At 53.3% G+C, this 17327-nt stretch carries 17 protein-coding genes and 1 pseudogene; 8 read left to right on the forward strand and 10 right to left on the reverse strand.

The window, feature by feature from the left end; translation table 11 throughout:
- Positions 1-50: 50 nt before the first annotated feature.
- The 9 genes from nrdG to KNP60_RS13990 form a co-directional block, all read right to left on the reverse strand.
- Entirely contained in the window at positions 51-506 is a 456-nt protein-coding gene (nrdG, locus tag KNP60_RS13950; protein ID WP_214797749.1) for an anaerobic ribonucleoside-triphosphate reductase activating protein, read from the reverse strand.
- Entirely contained in the window at positions 484-2328 is a 1845-nt protein-coding gene (locus tag KNP60_RS13955) for an anaerobic ribonucleoside triphosphate reductase (protein WP_214797759.1), read from the reverse strand. The genes nrdG and KNP60_RS13955 overlap by 23 nt, the downstream gene beginning before the upstream one ends.
- 190 nt (positions 2329-2518) lie before the next feature.
- Entirely contained in the window at positions 2519-3370 is an 852-nt protein-coding gene (locus tag KNP60_RS13960; protein WP_200881482.1) for a formate/nitrite transporter family protein, read from the reverse strand.
- Positions 3371-3571: 201 nt separating this feature from the next.
- Positions 3572-4231, reverse strand: a complete 660-nt coding sequence (locus tag KNP60_RS13965; protein WP_034777406.1) for a 50S ribosomal protein L25/general stress protein Ctc — start codon at positions 4229-4231, stop codon at positions 3572-3574.
- 163 nt (positions 4232-4394) lie between these two features.
- On the reverse strand, positions 4395-6197 hold the full coding sequence (mutL, locus tag KNP60_RS13970; protein WP_214752822.1) for a DNA mismatch repair endonuclease MutL: 1803 nt from the start codon (positions 6195-6197) through the stop codon (positions 4395-4397).
- 4 nt (positions 6198-6201) lie between these two features.
- A complete protein-coding gene (gene mutS / locus KNP60_RS13975; protein WP_214797750.1) occupies positions 6202-8727 on the reverse strand; it encodes a DNA mismatch repair protein MutS in 2526 nt (841 codons plus the stop codon).
- A 54-nt stretch (positions 8728-8781) separates the two neighbouring features.
- Complete coding sequence (locus KNP60_RS13980; protein ID WP_021067281.1) at positions 8782-9213, reverse strand: YlbF/YmcA family competence regulator; 432 nt, start codon at positions 9211-9213, stop codon at positions 8782-8784.
- 101 nt (positions 9214-9314) lie between these two features.
- On the reverse strand, positions 9315-9743 hold the full coding sequence (locus KNP60_RS13985) for a GNAT family N-acetyltransferase (protein ID WP_214797751.1): 429 nt from the start codon (positions 9741-9743) through the stop codon (positions 9315-9317).
- Between the two features lie 16 nt (positions 9744-9759).
- Positions 9760-11223, reverse strand: coding sequence for a phytoene desaturase family protein (locus tag KNP60_RS13990; protein ID WP_214797752.1), 1464 nt, complete (start codon positions 11221-11223; stop codon positions 9760-9762).
- Positions 11224-11364: 141 nt separating this feature from the next.
- Here KNP60_RS13990 and KNP60_RS13995 point away from each other — a divergent pair, with 141 nt between their 5' ends.
- From KNP60_RS13995 to KNP60_RS14025, 7 genes and pseudogenes are all read left to right on the forward strand, one after another.
- Entirely contained in the window at positions 11365-11865 is a 501-nt protein-coding gene (locus tag KNP60_RS13995; RefSeq protein ID WP_214797753.1) for a hypothetical protein, read from the forward strand.
- A 16-nt stretch (positions 11866-11881) separates the two neighbouring features.
- The gene (locus KNP60_RS14000; RefSeq protein WP_214797754.1) at positions 11882-12328 is read left to right on the forward strand and encodes a GNAT family N-acetyltransferase; all 447 of its coding nucleotides are present in this window, start codon (positions 11882-11884) and stop codon (positions 12326-12328) included.
- Between the two features lie 13 nt (positions 12329-12341).
- On the forward strand, positions 12342-12863 hold the full coding sequence (locus tag KNP60_RS14005; protein WP_214752815.1) for a DNA topology modulation protein: 522 nt from the start codon (positions 12342-12344) through the stop codon (positions 12861-12863).
- Positions 12860-13582 carry a nucleotidyltransferase domain-containing protein gene (locus tag KNP60_RS14010; RefSeq protein ID WP_214797755.1) on the forward strand — a complete coding sequence of 241 codons (723 nt, stop codon included), beginning with the start codon at positions 12860-12862 and terminating at the stop codon, positions 13580-13582. Before KNP60_RS14005 ends, KNP60_RS14010 begins: the two co-directional genes overlap by 4 nt.
- Before the next feature lie 9 nt (positions 13583-13591).
- Positions 13592-13735, forward strand: a pseudogene (locus KNP60_RS15520) (P-loop nucleotide/nucleoside kinase family protein); the annotation flags it as partial.
- Between the two features lie 208 nt (positions 13736-13943).
- Positions 13944-14702, forward strand: coding sequence for a transporter substrate-binding domain-containing protein (locus tag KNP60_RS14020; protein ID WP_034777396.1), 759 nt, complete (start codon positions 13944-13946; stop codon positions 14700-14702).
- On the forward strand, positions 14699-15703 hold the full coding sequence (locus tag KNP60_RS14025) for a pyridoxal phosphate-dependent aminotransferase (RefSeq protein ID WP_214752809.1): 1005 nt from the start codon (positions 14699-14701) through the stop codon (positions 15701-15703). The genes KNP60_RS14020 and KNP60_RS14025 overlap by 4 nt, the downstream gene beginning before the upstream one ends.
- Positions 15704-15736: 33 nt before the next feature.
- Here the strand turns inward: KNP60_RS14025 and KNP60_RS14030 are convergent, their stop codons facing one another.
- Entirely contained in the window at positions 15737-16291 is a 555-nt protein-coding gene (locus KNP60_RS14030) for a maltose acetyltransferase domain-containing protein (RefSeq protein ID WP_214752807.1), read from the reverse strand.
- 90 nt (positions 16292-16381) lie between these two features.
- Between KNP60_RS14030 and KNP60_RS14035 the strand changes: the two genes are divergently transcribed.
- Positions 16382-17305 carry a DUF7916 family protein gene (locus KNP60_RS14035; protein WP_034777393.1) on the forward strand — a complete coding sequence of 308 codons (924 nt, stop codon included), beginning with the start codon at positions 16382-16384 and terminating at the stop codon, positions 17303-17305.
- The last annotated feature ends 22 nt before the right edge of the window (positions 17306-17327 follow it).

A 17327-nucleotide genomic window follows, 5' to 3' on the forward strand; every position in this document is an offset into this window, starting at 1 on the left:
ATTCCCCCTTTTTTGCTAGTATACAAAAAATCGGGACACGACGGCCCCGATTACGCTTTGTTTAAGAAAATAATCCGCTGGTTGCTCGATCCCCGAAACCGGAGCGACCGGTCCATGAGCGGCTGTTCGAAACGCCCATCGACGAGCACATCGGCACGGTCGAGCACGCTTGTGACGAATTCGTCGTGCATGGCTTGCAACTGTTCGAGCGTATAGCCCGTATACACCCAAACGTTTTTCTGAAGGACCTTACATCCGTCGACGAGCCGGGCCAATTCTTCCGGTTGCAGAAATGGTTCCCCGCCTGAAATCGTCACCCCGTCCCAGCCTGATTGTTCGATTTGAGCGAGTAAGTCCGCGACCGAGACGTCTTCTCCTCCACGTGGATTCCAAGATTCTGGATTATGACACCCAGGGCAACGGTGCGGGCAGCCCGCCGTAAAGATGACCGTGCGAATGCCTGGACCGTCGACGACCGATTCTTCAAGTACGGATAGGACGCGCATGATGCTTCACCCTCGCTCGTTCTTCTTCTCGTTTTGCCGAATTCCACCGGTCCATCGTCCCGACCAAGTAGCCGGTAATGCGACGGATCCGTTCAATTCGTTCATGTTCGCCACATGTCGGGCACGCTTCGTCGATAATCCCTTCAAGGCCGCAGTTGCCACAACGGTCGACCGGATGGTTGATCGACCCGTAGCCAACGTTCTCGGTCCGCATGAGCCGGACGATCGCTTCGACCGCTTCCGCATTATGGGCGAGCGATCCGTCGACTTCGACATACGTGATATGACCCGCATCACAGAGCGCGTGGTAAGGCGCTTCGAGACGGACTTTATCGCGAATCGAGACCGATTGATACACGGGCACATGAAACGAGTTCGTATAAAAGGCGCGGTCGGTCACACCTTCGATCATCCCAAACGATTGCTGATCTCTCGTCACAAATTTACCCGACAATCCTTCGGCCGGGGTCGCCAAGAGAGAAAAGTTCAAATCGTATCGTTCCGATGCCTGCTTCATTCGATCACGTAAATGAGTGACGATATCGAGCCCAAGCCGTTCCGCCTCTCGTGACTCGGCATGCGTGCCACCTGTGAGCACACGAAGCGCTTCGGCGAGACCGATAAATCCAACCGAGAGCGTCCCTTGCTTCAGTACCTCGCGAAGATCGTCTTCTGGACCGAGTCTCTCTCCCCCCCGCCAGACGTGTTGGGCATAGAGAAACCGAAATTCGTCGGCGTGCCGCTTCGCTTGATAGTCGAATCGTTCGAGCAATTGATCGATGGCGACGTCGACGTAAGCGTCGAGCGTCTTATAAAAAGTATGGATATCCGAGGAGACGAGTGCCATTTTGACCAAGTTCAACGTCGAAAATGATAAGTTGCCTCGTCCAATCGACGTCTCGGCACCATGCCGATTCCCCATCACCCGTGTCCGACAACCCATGTAGGCGACTTCCGAGCCGTGCGTCCCGTCGTAGTATTGAAGGTTGAACGGAGCATCGACGAACGAGAAGTTCGGGAATAACCGCTTGCCCGTCACACGACAGGCGAGACGGAACAAGTCGACGTTCGGATCGTCCTCATGGAAGTTGACCCCTTCTTTCACTTTAAAGATTTGAATCGGGAAAATCGGCGTCTCCCCGTTACCGAGCCCTCGCTCGGTCGCACGCAGCAACTCTCGAATGAATACGCGTCCCCACCGGCTCGTGTCGGTGCCGTAATTGATGGAAACGAACGGTACTTGTCCGCCACCACGTGAGTGCATCGAGTTGGCGTTGTGGATAAACGCCTCACACGCTTGATACGTCGCCGCGATTGTTTCAGACTCGGCAGTTTCAAAGAGTTGCTCGGTCGTCCATTCGACTGGTAGCTTTTTGAGCCGCTCGAGCTGACGTTCATACGTCTTTTCGACATACGGTGCGAGGTCGACATCAAACATCGGGAAAGCTTGACCGCCATGCTGCATGTTTTGGTTCGCTTGAAGAATAATCGAAGCGAGCGCCATCGCCGAGCGGATATCCTGGGGCGGTCGAATCGTCCCGTGCCCGGTATGAAATCCGTTCGTGAGTAGCTCACCGAGTGGGATTTGACAACACGTCGTCGATCCTGTCACGTAGTAGTCGGCGTCATGGATATACAAAAAATTATCCTCGACGGCTTGACGTGACCGTTCTGATAATAGATATGTCGTCGACAATTGTTTTGATACTTCTGAGGATAATCGTGCCAATTTTCCAAGTGGTGATTTCCCGTCGACGTTGGCGTTCTCTTGTACGAGGTCCTGATCTGGGAGAACACAGACATCTTCATAAAGCTGGAGCATATTCACTCCGCATCACCTCACTATATATTGATTGCAAGCGAGTTAATTACTCACTTAAGTTCCATATATAGATTATGTCATGTTTTGCTATTGAGATGTGAAGTCGAAATTGTGATCAATGCTTGTGATAAAAACGCAAAAACAGTCGAGCCACTGACGTGGACTCGACTGCTCGTTGTCGTGAGCTACCTTATACTTCTTTGGCAGGTTTCACAATTTTCAATTCGACTTCTTCCGTTGCTTCCGATTCTTGGGCTTCACGCAAGCCTTTCGCGTTTAACCACGTATAGATCGCACCCATGAACAACGCGCCACCGATGATATTCCCGAACGTGGCTGGGATCAAGTTGTGGATCGCGCCGGCAAAGCTGATCGCCTCAGGATGCGGGACGACGAGCGTGAGGGCGAACAAGACGAAGTTGGCGATGACGTGATCAAATCCTGAGGCGAAGAAAACGGCGACGAGGAAGATCATCGAGAAGATTTGGGCGAACTCGTTTTTCATTTGCTTCGGCAAGAAGATGGCAAGACAGACCATCCAGTTGCAGAAGATCGCGCGGAAGAAAATTTCGACCGTCGTGTGGTGCATCTTGCTTTCGACGACCGAGAACAGCCAGTTGTCCATTCCAAGTTCTTGGATGACACCGGTAGGAGCGAGCAGCAAGGCGAACAAAACGCCACCGAGCGCATTCCCGACAAAGCAGAGCAACCAGACGAGCATCGTGTCGCTGAGCGTCGTGTACCCCCGCATCGTCGAGGTTGTGAAGTACATTGTATTCCCGGTGAACAGTTCGGCTCCGCCATAGATGATCATGACGAGGGCGATCCCGAATGAGAATCCTCCGATGAGCGTTGTGAACGGAGAATCGATCAAATACATTCCGTTGACGACTTTCAGTGTGAAAATTGAAGCGAATCCGATAAAGATCCCCGCGAGCATTGCTCGTAAAAAGTACTCCATTGGCCGATAATGAATCATTTGCGAAGATGCCTGTGCTTTCTTCCGCAACGATTCGAGTGCATGGATTTCCATTGATGCCATGTCACAAACCCTTCTTTCTGTTTGAATGAAACCATTATAATAAGAACGAACATGTGAAATCATTAACAATATAAGCCCGAAACGAATAAATTGCAATCGCCCCTTCCACATGTTGACACATTTTTCACATCGTAATCGTTTACATTTGTCGGATTTGTGACTAGAAAAAAACGACCCTTCGCAAAGGGCCGTTCGAAATGATTATTCTTTGTTTTCAGAAGCCTCTTCCGACTCTTCCGTTGAAGTTTCTGACGCCTCTTCAGTCGCTTCAACTTCGCCTTCTGTCGCTGTATCAGCTTCAAGGTCTTCGACCGCCACCGGTTCATTCACCGATGCGATTTGAAGATCACCCTCAGATACGATTTCGTAATCTTTGTTCTCTGGAATATCAGCGACAGTGAGCGAGTCACCGATGCCGAGTTCAGAAACATCAAGCTCGATACGCTCCGGAATGTTGGCTGGTGTTGCCGAGACCGTTACTTTATAGAGCGTCTGTGCCAGGTAGCCGCCTTCTTTGACGCCTTTCGCGTCGCCGACAAGTGTGACGTCCGCTTCGACTTCTGTCGCTTCGTCCATCTTCACTGCCATAAATTCGACGTGCTTGTATTCGTTCGTAAATGGGTCGACTTCTGTCCCGTGAACGAGTGTGTTCACTTTCTTACCATCGATATTGAGTTCGATCAAAGCGTTGTCGCCGTGTTCACGAAGAATCTTACGAAGTGCCATCTCTTCGAATGCGACCGGTGTGCTTTCAACTTTGTAGCCGTAAACGACACCTAACACTTTTCCTTCTTTACGCAAGTTAGCGCGGACCGAACGTGGTCGTAATTCTCGTTTCGTTACTTTAAGCGTGTCTGCCATAATCTTTTCCCCCTACTGGTTTATCGATCATGTCTACATCTTGAGGGTGAGGCAGTGAAAAAGCCACCTCTCAACCTCGATGCGTTGAGTGACATGTGTATATTGTTCCCATAGCCACCTATCCATAAACGTAACAGGAGGTTAAGAAAAGATTACAGGCGTGTCACATAACGCGTTTAAATAGCTTCTCGAGCTCGTACGTGCTCCACTTCACTAAAATCGGACGTCCGTGCGGACACGTGTACGGAGACGTCGTCTGATTCAAATCGTGAAGCAATTGCCGCATCATCTCGTGGTTCAACGGATGGTTCGCTTTAATCGACCGTTTGCATGCCATCAAAATCGACGCATCTTCCCGATATTTAGCGATGTCAATGGAGCGATCCCGGATCGCCATCTCTATCAAATCACGGACCGTTCCTTCTAAATCGTGTTGCGGGTACCACGTCGGAATCTCTCTAACGAGGAACGTGTTGCCGCCGAACGGCTCCAATTCTAGACCTGCTTCTTTTAAAAGCGGAGTGACTTCTTCAATCGCGAGCGCCTCTTCTTGCGTGAACTCGAGCGTGAGCGGAAGCAGCAACAACTGGTATTCCTTGTCAGGATTCCCGAGCTGCTCGTAAAACAACTCATATTTGATTCGTTCCTGGGCCGCGTGTTGGTCAATGACGTACATCCCGTCCTCGGCACCACAGACGATATAACTCGCATGCAATTGACCGATGACGTCGAGCGGCGGCAACCGCTCTCCTTTCGTCTCGATTGTTTCCGATTCGACCGTCGACTCTATCGGCTCAGGCGCTTCATTGACGAGCGGGGTCGGCGACCATCGACTCGGTGACGTGACAGGCTCACGTGGAATTGGATAGTTCCACGTCGGCGCTTCATCCGTGACCGGCGCCCGTTCAACCGTGAAATCAAGTCGCTCTTGTTCGGTCCGATTGACCGGTCGCTCTTTCGGTTTGACCGACGGGATTAAACGCTGTTCCCGGAGTGTCAGTTGGACCGTCTCGCGAATCAATTGACAGAGCTCTTTCTCTTTTGAAAGCCGAACTTCTCGTTTCGTCGGATGGACGTTGACATCGATCAGCATCGGGTCCATGTTCACTTCGAGGACAGCGATCGGATAACGACCAATCGGTAGCAGCGTGTGGTAGCCTTCGAGCACACTTTGGGTCAAAGCGAAGTTTTTAATGCTTCGCCCGTTCAAAATGAGTGTCACGTACTGCTTGTTCGAACGCGTCACTTCCGGACGGACGAGATGGGCGCTCAAACTATAGTCGTTCGTCTTACTCGACGCCGTGACAATTTGGGCCGCGACTTGTCGGCCATAGATGGCGAGCATGACTTGTTTGATGTCTCCGTTCCCGCTCGTCCTAAGTAGTTCCTTGTCTTCATGGAACGCCGTGAGGCGCACTTCCGGGTGGGACAAGGCAATCCGGTTCAACGTGTCGGTGATGCTCGCCAGTTCCGTCGCGGACGTTTTCAAATACTTCAATCGGGCTGGTGTATTATAGAACAATTGACTGACGGCTATCTCCGTCCCGACGTTCGCCGCGGCCGGTGTTTGCGCCGTGACAACGCCGCCTTGAAGCGTCATCTCGAACCCGTCTTCCTCGGCCCGGCGTGACTTCAGCGTCACATGGCTAACCGAAGCAATCGAGGCGAGCGCCTCCCCACGAAAGCCGAGCGTGCGAATCCGGAACAAGTCGTGCTCGTCCCGAATCTTACTCGTCGCATGACGTAAAAAGGCGCGCGGGGCGTCCTCTTCATAAAACCCGTGCCCGTTATCGCGGACTTTAATGAGACGGATGCCCGCTTCCTCCAAATCGACTTCGATTTTGGTGGCGCCGGCGTCAATCGCGTTCTCGACGAGCTCTTTCACGACCGAGGCCGGTCGCTCGACGACTTCGCCAGCCGCGATTCGGTTGGCCAGTTGTTCCGGTAACTCTTGAATGATTCCCATCGACTCACCCCTTCTTCGCGGATTGTTGGAGCGCATAGAGCGCTTGCATCGCCTCGATCGGGTTCATCGCCAACAAATCGAGTTCGAGCAATTGTCGTTTAATCTCGTCTTCCGCCTCAAAGAGCGATAGTTGGGCCACGGGTTCTGCCGTTCCCGGATTTTCAACAGCTGCCCGTTCCGGTTTCGAGTCCGTCTCAAGTTGAGACAAGATGGTCCGCGCCCGTTCAATCAAATCACGGGGCAATTCAGCGAGCTCGGCGACATGAATCCCGTACGACTTATCGGCCCGCCCCGGATGTACTTCATGTAGAAACACGACACGCCCGTCTCGCTCGATGGCGCGGACGTGCACGTTCTCAAGAGCAGGGATCGTGTCTTCGAGCACGGTCAGCTCGTGATAGTGGGTCGAGAACAACGTCTTCGCTCCAATTGTCGAAGCGATGTATTCGACGATAGCCTGGGCGAGCGCCATGCCGTCATACGTCGACGTCCCCCGACCGATCTCATCGAGCAAGATGAGGCTGTGTTCGGTCGCCTCTGTCACCGCTTGGCGTGTCTCCGTCATCTCGACCATGAACGTCGACTGGCCGCTCACCAAGTCATCGGCCGCACCGATGCGGGTAAAGATTCGATCAAACAATGGAATCTCAGCCGCTTCAGCCGGCACGAACGACCCGATTTGATGCAAGATGGCGATCAAGGCGAATTGACGCATATACGTCGATTTACCGGACATGTTCGGTCCGGTGATTAAGAGCATGCGCCGCGTGTCGTCGAGCGTCAAATCGTTGGCGACGTATTCACCGCGTGGTAGCACCGTCTCGATGACCGGATGGCGGCCACGATCGATTTGGACGTTCGTCGACGTCGTCGGCCGGACATAGTCACGTTTTTCGGCGACGATGGCGAGCGCGAGCAAGACGTCAAGCTCACTGAGCGAGCGCGCCAGTTGTTGGAGCGGTTTCGTCTCTTGCTTGACTTGGTCACGCAAGGCGACGAATAAATCATACTCGAGCGTACAACTCTTCTCTTCAGCCCCGAGAATGAGCGCTTCTTTCTCTTTTAACTCGGGTGTGACGTAACGCTCGGCGTTCGTCAGCGTCTGTTTCCGTTCGTAACGTCCCTCTTCGAGCAGGCGGGCGTTCGCTTTCGTCACTTCTAAGTAATAGCCGAAGACACGATTATAGCCGATTTTCAGCGACTTGATGCCGGTCGCGAGCCGCTCTTGTTGCTCGAGATTGGCAATCCATGTCTTTCCGTTCGCTTTCGCCTCGAGCAGTTCGTCGAGTTCGGCCGAATAGCCGGCACGAATCATCCCACCTTCTTTAATCGAGATCGGTGGCGCCTCGACAAGCGCTGCCTGGAGCATGTTGGCCAAGTCGTCGAATGTGTCGAGCGTATCATCGATTTGACGAAGCCGTGAGGCCGTGACGCCTTCGAGCAAGGCCCGCACCGCCGGGATGCGCTCGAGTGTGTTCCGGAGTTGGACGAGGTCACGGGCGTTGGCCGTCCCGTAACCGACTTTGGCGACGAGCCGTTCGATATCGTAGACGTGACGTAACTGTTCACGCAACTGGTCACGAAGCATGAAGTCATCGACCAAGTTCTCGACCGCATCTTGTCGGTCCCGAATCGCCTGCTCGGTATAGAGCGGCTGTTCGAGCCAACGTTTCAGCAACCGTCCCCCCATCGCCGTCGTCGTCTCATCAAGCAAGGCGAGAAGCGACCCTTTCCGTTCACCGGACCGGGCTGACCGAAACAATTCCAAGTTCCGGGCCGTGTTGGCATCGAGTTGCATATGGGCCTCGACTTCATAGGCGACGGCCGGTTGGAGATGATCGAGGGCGCGTTTTTGCGTGCGCGTCAAATAAGCGAACAGCAATTCAAACGCGCTCACTTGCGCCTCGTCTTTCGCTCCGCTCGACAACGGGCTCGCTAGCCGCTCTGTCTGCACCGACAACGGGATGCCTAGCGGAGCGAGTTGTTTTCTTAATTCGTCGTCGGCAACAATAATCTCACTCGGCGCTAGCCCTTCCACTTCTCGGGCCACAGCTTCTTGCGATGACAACGTCGTTAACCATGACTCACCTGTCGTCACATCGCCGCGGGCAATCCCGAAACGGCCTGCTACGTTCACGACCGATAGTAAATACCGGTTCTCTTTTTCACCGAGTGCAGCCATGTATGTACCCGGCGTGATGACTTGGATGACTTCACGTTTGACGAGCCCTTTCGTCGCTTTCGGATCTTCCATCTGTTCACAGATGGCCACGTTGAATCCTTTTTCGATCAGTTGTTCAATGTAGATAGCGGCCGAGTGATGTGGTACGCCACACATTGGAATCGGGTGCTCAGCGTTCTTCCCGTTTTTCGCGGTCAATGTCAACTCAAGTTCTTTGGCAACGATTTGGGCATCTTCAAAGAACAGCTCGTAAAAGTCACCGAGCCGGTAGAAGAGAAAGGCGTCTGGATAATCGGCCTTGATTGAAAAGTATTGTTTCATCATCGGGGTTTGATGTATCGTTTCCATTCGTGTTCACCTCTAGAAATTAGAACAGCTGACCAAAGGCCAGCTGTCTGTTTGTTAGTATCCGCAGCCGCCGCGTGATTTCTCCGCTGCCATACCGCTTCCTGTTTTACCGGCGAGAACGTCACCGTCCGTCGACTCGATAATGCGATCTGTCACCGAGTTGGCGAGTGTGACCGTCACGTATTGAAGCAAATCGTTCACTTCGACTTGCGTCTCCTGAAACGCCTGGACAACCGGGATCGAATCGAGTTCGTCCATCGCCTTGTCGATTTTCAGCTCGACTTTGGCGAGTGCTTCCGTCTTCCCGTAGTGCTTGCAGTTGACGGCTTCTTTTTGTAAGTATTTGATACGTTTAATCAACGTTTGAACGCGTTCACTTTCGTTCACTTTCGTTTCCGCTTCTTTGAAGCGGGCCACTTCCGGCGTGCTCGCCAATAAGTCGGCTAATTCTCTCGCTTTTTGAATCACAGTTTGATCAGTCACCATCGTAAACCCCTTTGCTCTCTATGATTGAACGCACGTCTTGACGCACGCAAGTATTCCTCATCATTCTACCACGAACTTATGGCAAACGGTACCGCATCGATTCACTTCGAGACGGTCGCCGTCCGAACCATATCGACGTGAGGAATCCCGTCCTCTAAGTACTCCTCGCTCGTTCGTGTGAACCCGAAGCTCGCATAGAACGGCTCCACGTATGTCTGTGCTTGCAAGTACAAATCGCGATCCCCAAAGTCAGCCACGGCTTCTTGCATCAAACGCCGCGAATGGCCTTGTCCCCGATGCGTCGATTTCGTGACGACACGGCCGATGGCAACCGGCGACTCCTCCTCGAGGACACGTAGCGCCGCGATCGGACGACCATCAGCCTCAATCCAGTAATGGACCGCCGCCACGTCTTTCCCATCGACTTCTTGATATGGGCAATCTTGTTCCACGACAAAGATTTCGGTCCGGAGCGCCAATAACTCATAGAGTTCTTTCGTCGTCAATTCGTCAAACCGTTTTTTATGCATCTCCACTTGTCTCCCCTCATAACTTCGAACCGAGCGCTCGAGCGACATGAAGCCCGCTCGTCATCGCCCCGATTGTGCCTGCCCCCGGAAATACTGTATCCCCGCAGACATACAGGTTCGGCAAGGTTGTCCGGTAGCTCGCTGCATGGAACAAAGCTTGTTGCGGTGTTTGGGCATAACCACCGACCGCGCCGTGCGGACGTTTCGTATATTTCACCCACGCCCCTGGTCCCCCGGGCAACATGACAGACGATTCGCCGTTCCAGTCCGGGAACGCTCGACTCACAACCGAGACGAGACGCTCGGTCCAATCTGTCTCTAGTTTCTCATACGTCACCTTGTCTTTCCAAGCCTGCCACTCTGTCAAATCGATATGGGTCGAGACGGTGACGGTCCGTTCCGGCCGCTCGGTCCGGAGCGAATCATCTGCGGCTGACATCGAGATGAAGGCGTGTCCTGACGGTAAGTCATCGCTATACACTTGTTGGAACAGCGGACGGTTCATGCATATCGCTTCAGGTAACGTGACGTACAGACTGAACGTTCCCCATTGCGAGCGCTTTAAGTGACGCCCGTACTGCTTGCTGAATTGACGTGACGTATCTCCGCTCAGCAGTTGAGCGGTCGCCTCGAGTGGGATGGCGGAGACGACGACATCGACGAGGTCGAGCCGGCCCCGCCGATCGGTCAAGAGCCAACCGTCCGCCACGCGCTCGAGTTTGACGATTTGTCGTCCGAGAAGGGTTTGTCCGCCGTCTTTTTGAATCGAGCGCTCCAAGGCGTGAGCGAGCGTGTACAAGCCGCCATCGACGTAAAATGCCCCTTCGTGGTAAATCGATAACGCGACGGCCGCGAGCAAGTGACTCGCCTCGCGAGCTCCGGTCTGAAGACTATCGAGCAAAATCCCGTCGATGACCCGTTCGAACGCCGTCCCGTCCAATCGATGCCGTTTTAACGTTGTACCGAGCGACCGGTATAACTTCCGAAACGCACGTAGTTGCGTCGGTCGAAAACCACGTATCGCAACCGATGCGTCATGAATCGTTCGAAACGGCAACGCCGGTAGCGTCTCAAACAAAGGACGAATCGTCTCAAAATCGGTCCATACTTCATTCAAGAAGGCACGAATCCGCGGAGCGAGTTCGGGAAACGTCGATTCAAGTTCAAGTAAAAAACGAGTCGGGTCTTGATAATAGCGGACCGTTTTCCCGTCCACATGAATCTGCATCACTTCCTTTAACGCCCGAACGTCGATCGACTCACCCAAGTACGTCAACACTCGTTCATGTAGTCCGCCCGGTTCAAATCCCATCCCGAGCGTCGCCCCGGCCGGAAACCGGTAGTCACCGCGCTCGAACTTACCGGCGCAACCACCCCACTCCCGCGATGATTCAAACACCGTCACGTCATGACCAATCCGACTTGCCAACGCCCCGGTCGTCAACCCGGCAATCCCACCGCCGATAATCCCGATTCTCATTCCTCATCCCCTCCTGACTTCATCATACATGGGTTCCTTGTATCCGAGATGTTTCGACGTGTTTCGGCAACATATTTCAAGCTTTAGGCAGGGTTCTGCCAGAAGATGGCGAAAAAATCGATAAAGGACAGGTGAAACTATATGCGAAGTCGGGTCATCATTTATCTGCTCATCCCTATCTTAATTTTTATCGGCATTCTCATCACCCCGCCATCGGAAGAATCACAAAAAGTCGCCACGATGACGGCTGTGAATATTCAAGAGATGATTCCGTATGAACGCGAGTACACGGCACAAAAAGTGTTACTCAAGGAAGTGAACGATGGCCGCGAGGCAATTATCGAGGAATGGCGGCTCGAACGCGGCGCCCGGACGACATATAGTTACATCCTCCGGCTCCAAGGGTTCGAGACGGTGATTCAAGTCGATGCCGGCGCGGCCAATACGCGTTCGGACGGCTATTATGCCATGCAGGCGCACAGTCCCGTGTTCGAAGCGGACGAACCGCTATCGACCGGTTATCCGATTGTGCTCTTCGCCACCGAGCAACGGCTCGTACTGAACCAGATGGAAGTACGCGTCCTATACGAAGAGGACGGTGTCATTGAAAAATGGCGTATCCTTGAATCCACAGACTCCTAACAAAGGCGGAATCGATATGAATCTCACGTTTCAACGAGCAACCGAATCACAACTGACCGAAATTTATAGTCTTGCAGGCGTCAACCGCGAAGAAGCAACCAATCACGTCTCGGCTGATAGCCGGGAAAAGATGATTGAAGCGTACGAACACTCTGCGAAATTTGGTGCCTATTTCCTCTGTCTCGTCGATGGTGGGACGCTCGTCGGCTGGACGCAAATCGATAAAGCATTCGACTATTTGACGGGTGCAGAGGTCGGTTGGGTGAACGACCTGTATATCAAGCCCGCGTTTCGCGGTCACGGCTATGCCAAACTATTGATGCGAGAAGCACTCGATACGTTCAAACAGATGGGCCATACTGATGTGCGCCTGAACGTGTATGCTCACAATCAAACGGCGATGCAACTATATGAACAACTCGGTTTCACCGACGTCAGTAAATTTATGAAGATTGACATTTGAAAGGTGGTATTCGATGCAAAAAATACTTCTCATCGGCTCAGGCGGTTCGGGCAAATCGACGCTCGCCCGCGTGTTGGGAACCCAACTCGGCATCGACGTCCATCACTTAGACGCCTTACTATGGAAACCAAATTGGTCACCCGCCACACGGCAAGAACAAATTAAAACGCAGTCCGCATTGATTGGACGCGATTCATGGATTATCGACGGCAATTACGGGGGCACGCTCGACTTGCGCCTTCATGCTGCCGACACGATTGTTTTTCTCGACTTGCCGAGGATTATTTGTACGTATCGCGTCTTGAAGCGCATGCTTTCCTATCGTGGCAAGACACGTCCGGACATGGGCCCAGGTTGTGAGGAACGGTTTGACCCGAAGTTCTTGAAATGGGTGTGGGATTATCCGAAATCGCAACGCCCGATTGTGATCAACCGATTGCAAGCCCTTCCTGATAACAAACAAGTGATCATATTGCATTCACGGACAGAGGTTCGTGACTTTATAACGCGCGTCGGTACGGAGCAACACCTATGATTCCTAAACTTGAACCAATCGTAGCAGCGAAGACGTTCGTCACAACGCGTTTCTCCCACTGTCGGGCCGCACTGCTCGCCGGGAGCGTCGTCCGTGGTGAGGCGACCGCAACGTCGGATTTAGATATCATCATCTTCGACGACACCCTCGGCTCGTCTTATCGAGAGTCGTTCATCGAGTCCGGATGGCCCATCGAACTGTTCGCCCATAACTTGACGTCGTATCGGACGTTCTTCGAGCAGGATTGCCGACGTGCCATTCCGTCGTTGCCGAGAATGGTCGCCGAAGGCATCATCTTGAAGGACACAAATATCGTCGAAGACATCAAGCGTGAAGCGAGAGCCTTGCTCGACAGCGGACCCGAGGCTTGGTCGGACGAGACGATCGAGATGAAGCGATACTTCCTGACCGATGCACTCGAGGATTTGATTGGATGCACCACTCGGGCAGAAGGGTTATTCATCGCGGGCACTCTCGCCACGTTGGTCTGCGAGTTCATCCTGCGCACGAATCGACAATGGACGGGATCTTCCAAATGGACGTACCGCGCTCTCGACCGCTACGATGCGCAAGCAGCCCGAGAACTCGTCACTGCCCTTGAGGCGTATTATCAAACGAACGAACCCGACGCGCTCATCCGTTACGTCGATGAGACGCTCTCCCCGTTCGGCGGCCGGGTGTTCGCCGGATACAGCCGGGGGAAATCAAACGAAACGTGAGGAGTCTCTATGTTCTTTCTACAAATGTCCGGTTTCCCTGGGTCCGGCAAATCGACGCTGTCTCGGGAAATCGCTCGTCGACTGGATGCGATCATCGTCGATCACGATGTCACGAAGACGGCACTGCTTGAATCGACTTCACAACACCGCTTATGCATACGCTTACAATCGATACGAATCGCCCCCTCGAGACGTATTTACCCGAAGCCATCGCCTATCTGCAAGCGATTGATTGACCACCTGATGCATCCTGTGACTTTTTCCTGGATGTATTTTTTTAATCATTTTTGTATTTTTATGCTTTACAATTAATAATCATACATATACACTTAGTCTCATATCTTGAAGGAGGAATTCATACATGAAAAAGTGGGTCATTACAGGGGGATTAGTGGCAAGTGCATTACTAGCAGGATGTAGCCAAGAGACGACGGGCGAAGAGAAAAAAACACTCGTCATGGGGACGAGCGCCGATTACTTCCCGTATGAGTTTGTCGATACGGCGAACGGGGATGAGATTGTCGGATTTGATATCGAGATCGCCGAAACCGTCACGGAACGCCTCGGCTACGAACTCAAAATTGAAGACATGGACTTCGGCAGCCTGCTCGGGGCACTAAACGCCGGACGTGTCGACTTCGTTATGGCCGGTATGACGCCGACCGAAGAGCGGAAAGAAAATGCCGCCTTCTCGGATATCTACTTGTCGGCGACGAACTTAGTCATGACGAAAGATGAGTCACTCGAGTCGATTGAGGCGCTCGCCGGCAAGAAAATCGGCGTCCAAACCGCTTCGATTCAAGAGAACATCGCCAAAGACCAAGCTCCGGAGGCAGAGCTCGTCTCATTGAACAAGATTCCAGAGATCGTCCAAGAGTTGAATACGGGTCGGATCGACGCGATGGTCATCGAGGACACGGTCGCCCAAAAATACTTGGACCAAGATGCCGGACTGTACACGTTCGCCTTGAAAGAAGATGGCGAGAAAGGTTCAGCAGCCGCCTTTAAATTGGAGGACGACCTTCGCGATCAGTTCAACGAGGAGTTGAACAAGATGATTGACTCAGGTGAAATCGACAAACTCGCCAAAAAATGGTTCTCGATGGAGCCGACGGAATGAGACCAGTCTCGCTGCCGATTTATCCAGTCACCTATCCAGACGGGTACCGTTTGAATCAAAACGAGAGTCAGTTCCCGGTGCCGTCCCGCCTCTATGACCAGCTCGCGACGATTTCGTTCCAAGACTTGCATGAGTATCCGGTCCAACCGATTGACGAGTTGTTCACCCGTTATGCGGCCTACGCCGGTGTCGAGCCGAATCAATTGCTCGTCGGTTGCGGCAGTGACGAGATGATTCACGTCGTCACCCAGGCGCTGTTGGCACCGGAAGACGTCGTCTTGTCACCGAGCCCGGATTTCGCACTCTATCCGATCTTCACGACAATCGCGCACGGCCGGCACGTGCAAGCCGATGACCTGTCGTATGACGCACTCGTCCAGGCGATCACGCAACACACACCGAAGCTGTTGCTGTTGTCGAACCCGAACAATCCGACCGGTAAATTGTGGAGCGTCGCTGAATTGGCCGAACTCGCGGGACTCGTGCCGTACTTGATCGTCGACGAAGCCTATATCGACTTCACACCGACGTCGAGCATGGTGGCCCATCTTGATTCATTTGCGAATGTGATTGTACTGCGGACGTTATCGAAGGCGTTTGGCCTGGCCAACGTCCGCCTCGGTTTCATGGTCACGACGACCGAACTCGCCGCTTATTTCCGTCAGTTCGTCCCGCCGTTCAACATTAGCGGTGTCAGCGCGAAAATCGCCAACATCTTTTTACAAGATGCGACGTATCTCGATGAGGCCATCGCATGGCACGCCGACATGCGCGGACAGTGGACCGACTTGTTCGCCACCATCGGACACGTCCATCCCGCCGAGGCGAACTTCATTTACGTCACGCTCGATGAGCCGGAGGCCGTTTGGGCCCACCTCGTCGCGCATGGCGTTCACACATCGAAACAACCGAACGGGATTCGCATCACGCTCGGCAATGAATCTGCTCTCGAAGCAACACGTCAGGCACTAGTCACCTTCGCGTCACAACCGACAGCATAAGCAAACGACCCGACATCACGTCGGGTCGTTTCGTCATGGTATGAACTTGAGCACTTTTGCTGGATTCCCCCCGACGACGGCACGGGCTGGCACGTCTTTCGTCACAACGGCGCCAGAGGCGATGACGGCATCGTCCCCGACTGTCACCCCTGGGTTTAGAATGGCACCGCCGCCGATCCATACCCGATGTCCGACCGTGACCGGTTTCCCGTATTCAAGACCCGAGATTCGTTCGATCGGGTCGAGCGGATGCGTCGCTGTATACACGTGCACACCCGGACCGAGCATGCAATCGTCACCGAATGTGATCGGACAGATGTCGAGGAATACGCAATCAAAGTTAGCGAAGAACCGTTCTCCGAGATGAATGTTATAACCGTAGTCGCATTTGAACGTAGGCTCCAAATAAAACGAACTTCCGGTCGAGCCGAACAGCTCCGCTAACACTGCTTTTCGGTCGTCGAGTTCATCAATTCCGGATCGATTAAATCGTTCCGTCAAACGCCGTGCCTGACGCCGGTCGGCGACGAGTTCCTCGTCTCCGGCCAAGTAAAGCTCGCCCCGAATCATCTTTTCTTTTTCAGTCATCTGCATCTCCCCCTATTCTGTCATCATTATAGAGGAATTTCTAGCGAAATGGGGAATAGGAACATGACGAACTAGAGGAGGAATAGACAGATGAAACGAATTCTTGACTGTAGAGCCAGTGATTTCTTGACGTTCAACCGCTCGGATTTGATTGGATCGATTCGCAAAGCCGAAGGTCGGACGGTACTCGCCGAAGTCATCCCGACCGTACAACCACTCTATCCGGAAGTGACGAACGCCGAACTCGCGCGGGCGTTCGGTGCCGACATGATTCTTTTGAACATGCTCGACGTGTTCCACCCGTACATAAAAGGTCTCGAAAGCCACGCCTTGTTCGGAAACATGCCGGGCGAGACGATGTCTGACAATCCCATCATGGAATTGAAGCGGCTCGTCGGTCTCCCGCTCGGGGTCAACCTCGAACCGGTCGATTTCTCTGAGAAATCGGAGGATATGTATGATGTGAAACAAGGACGGCTCGCGACACGGGAAGCGTTCGCCAGAGCGTCAGAGCTCGGTATCGACTTCATCTGCCTGACCGGAAACCCGAACACCGGGGTGACGAACGAGGCGATCGAGCAAGCCATCATCAACGCGCGCCAAGAGTTCGCGGGCGTCATCATCGCCGGGAAGATGCATCAAGCCGGCGTCGGCCGTGTACTTGATCAAGAGGCGTACGTCCGTTTTGCTGAAGCCGGGGCCGATATTATCTTGATTCCAGCGCCCGGCACCGTTCCTGGCGTCCGTGAAGATGAATTCTATGAAGTCACGCGCGAGATTCAAGCGTTGGATAAACTCGTCGTCGCCGCCATCGGCACATCACAGGAAGGGTCCGATGAAGCGACGATTCGTGACATCGCCTTGTCCTCGAAGCGCGGTGGGACGGACATCTTCCATATCGGCGATGCTGGGCTGTCCGGAATCGCCACACCGGAGAATATCCAGGCGTTATCGATTGCGATTCGGGGACGGCGCCATACGTACATCCGTATGGCCGCCTCGGTCAACCGCTAATCAAAAGGAACGAAGCCGATTG

It is taken from the genome of Exiguobacterium sp. s5, assembly GCF_018618075.1.
GTDB lineage: Bacteria > Bacillota > Bacilli > Exiguobacteriales > Exiguobacteriaceae > Exiguobacterium > Exiguobacterium mexicanum_A.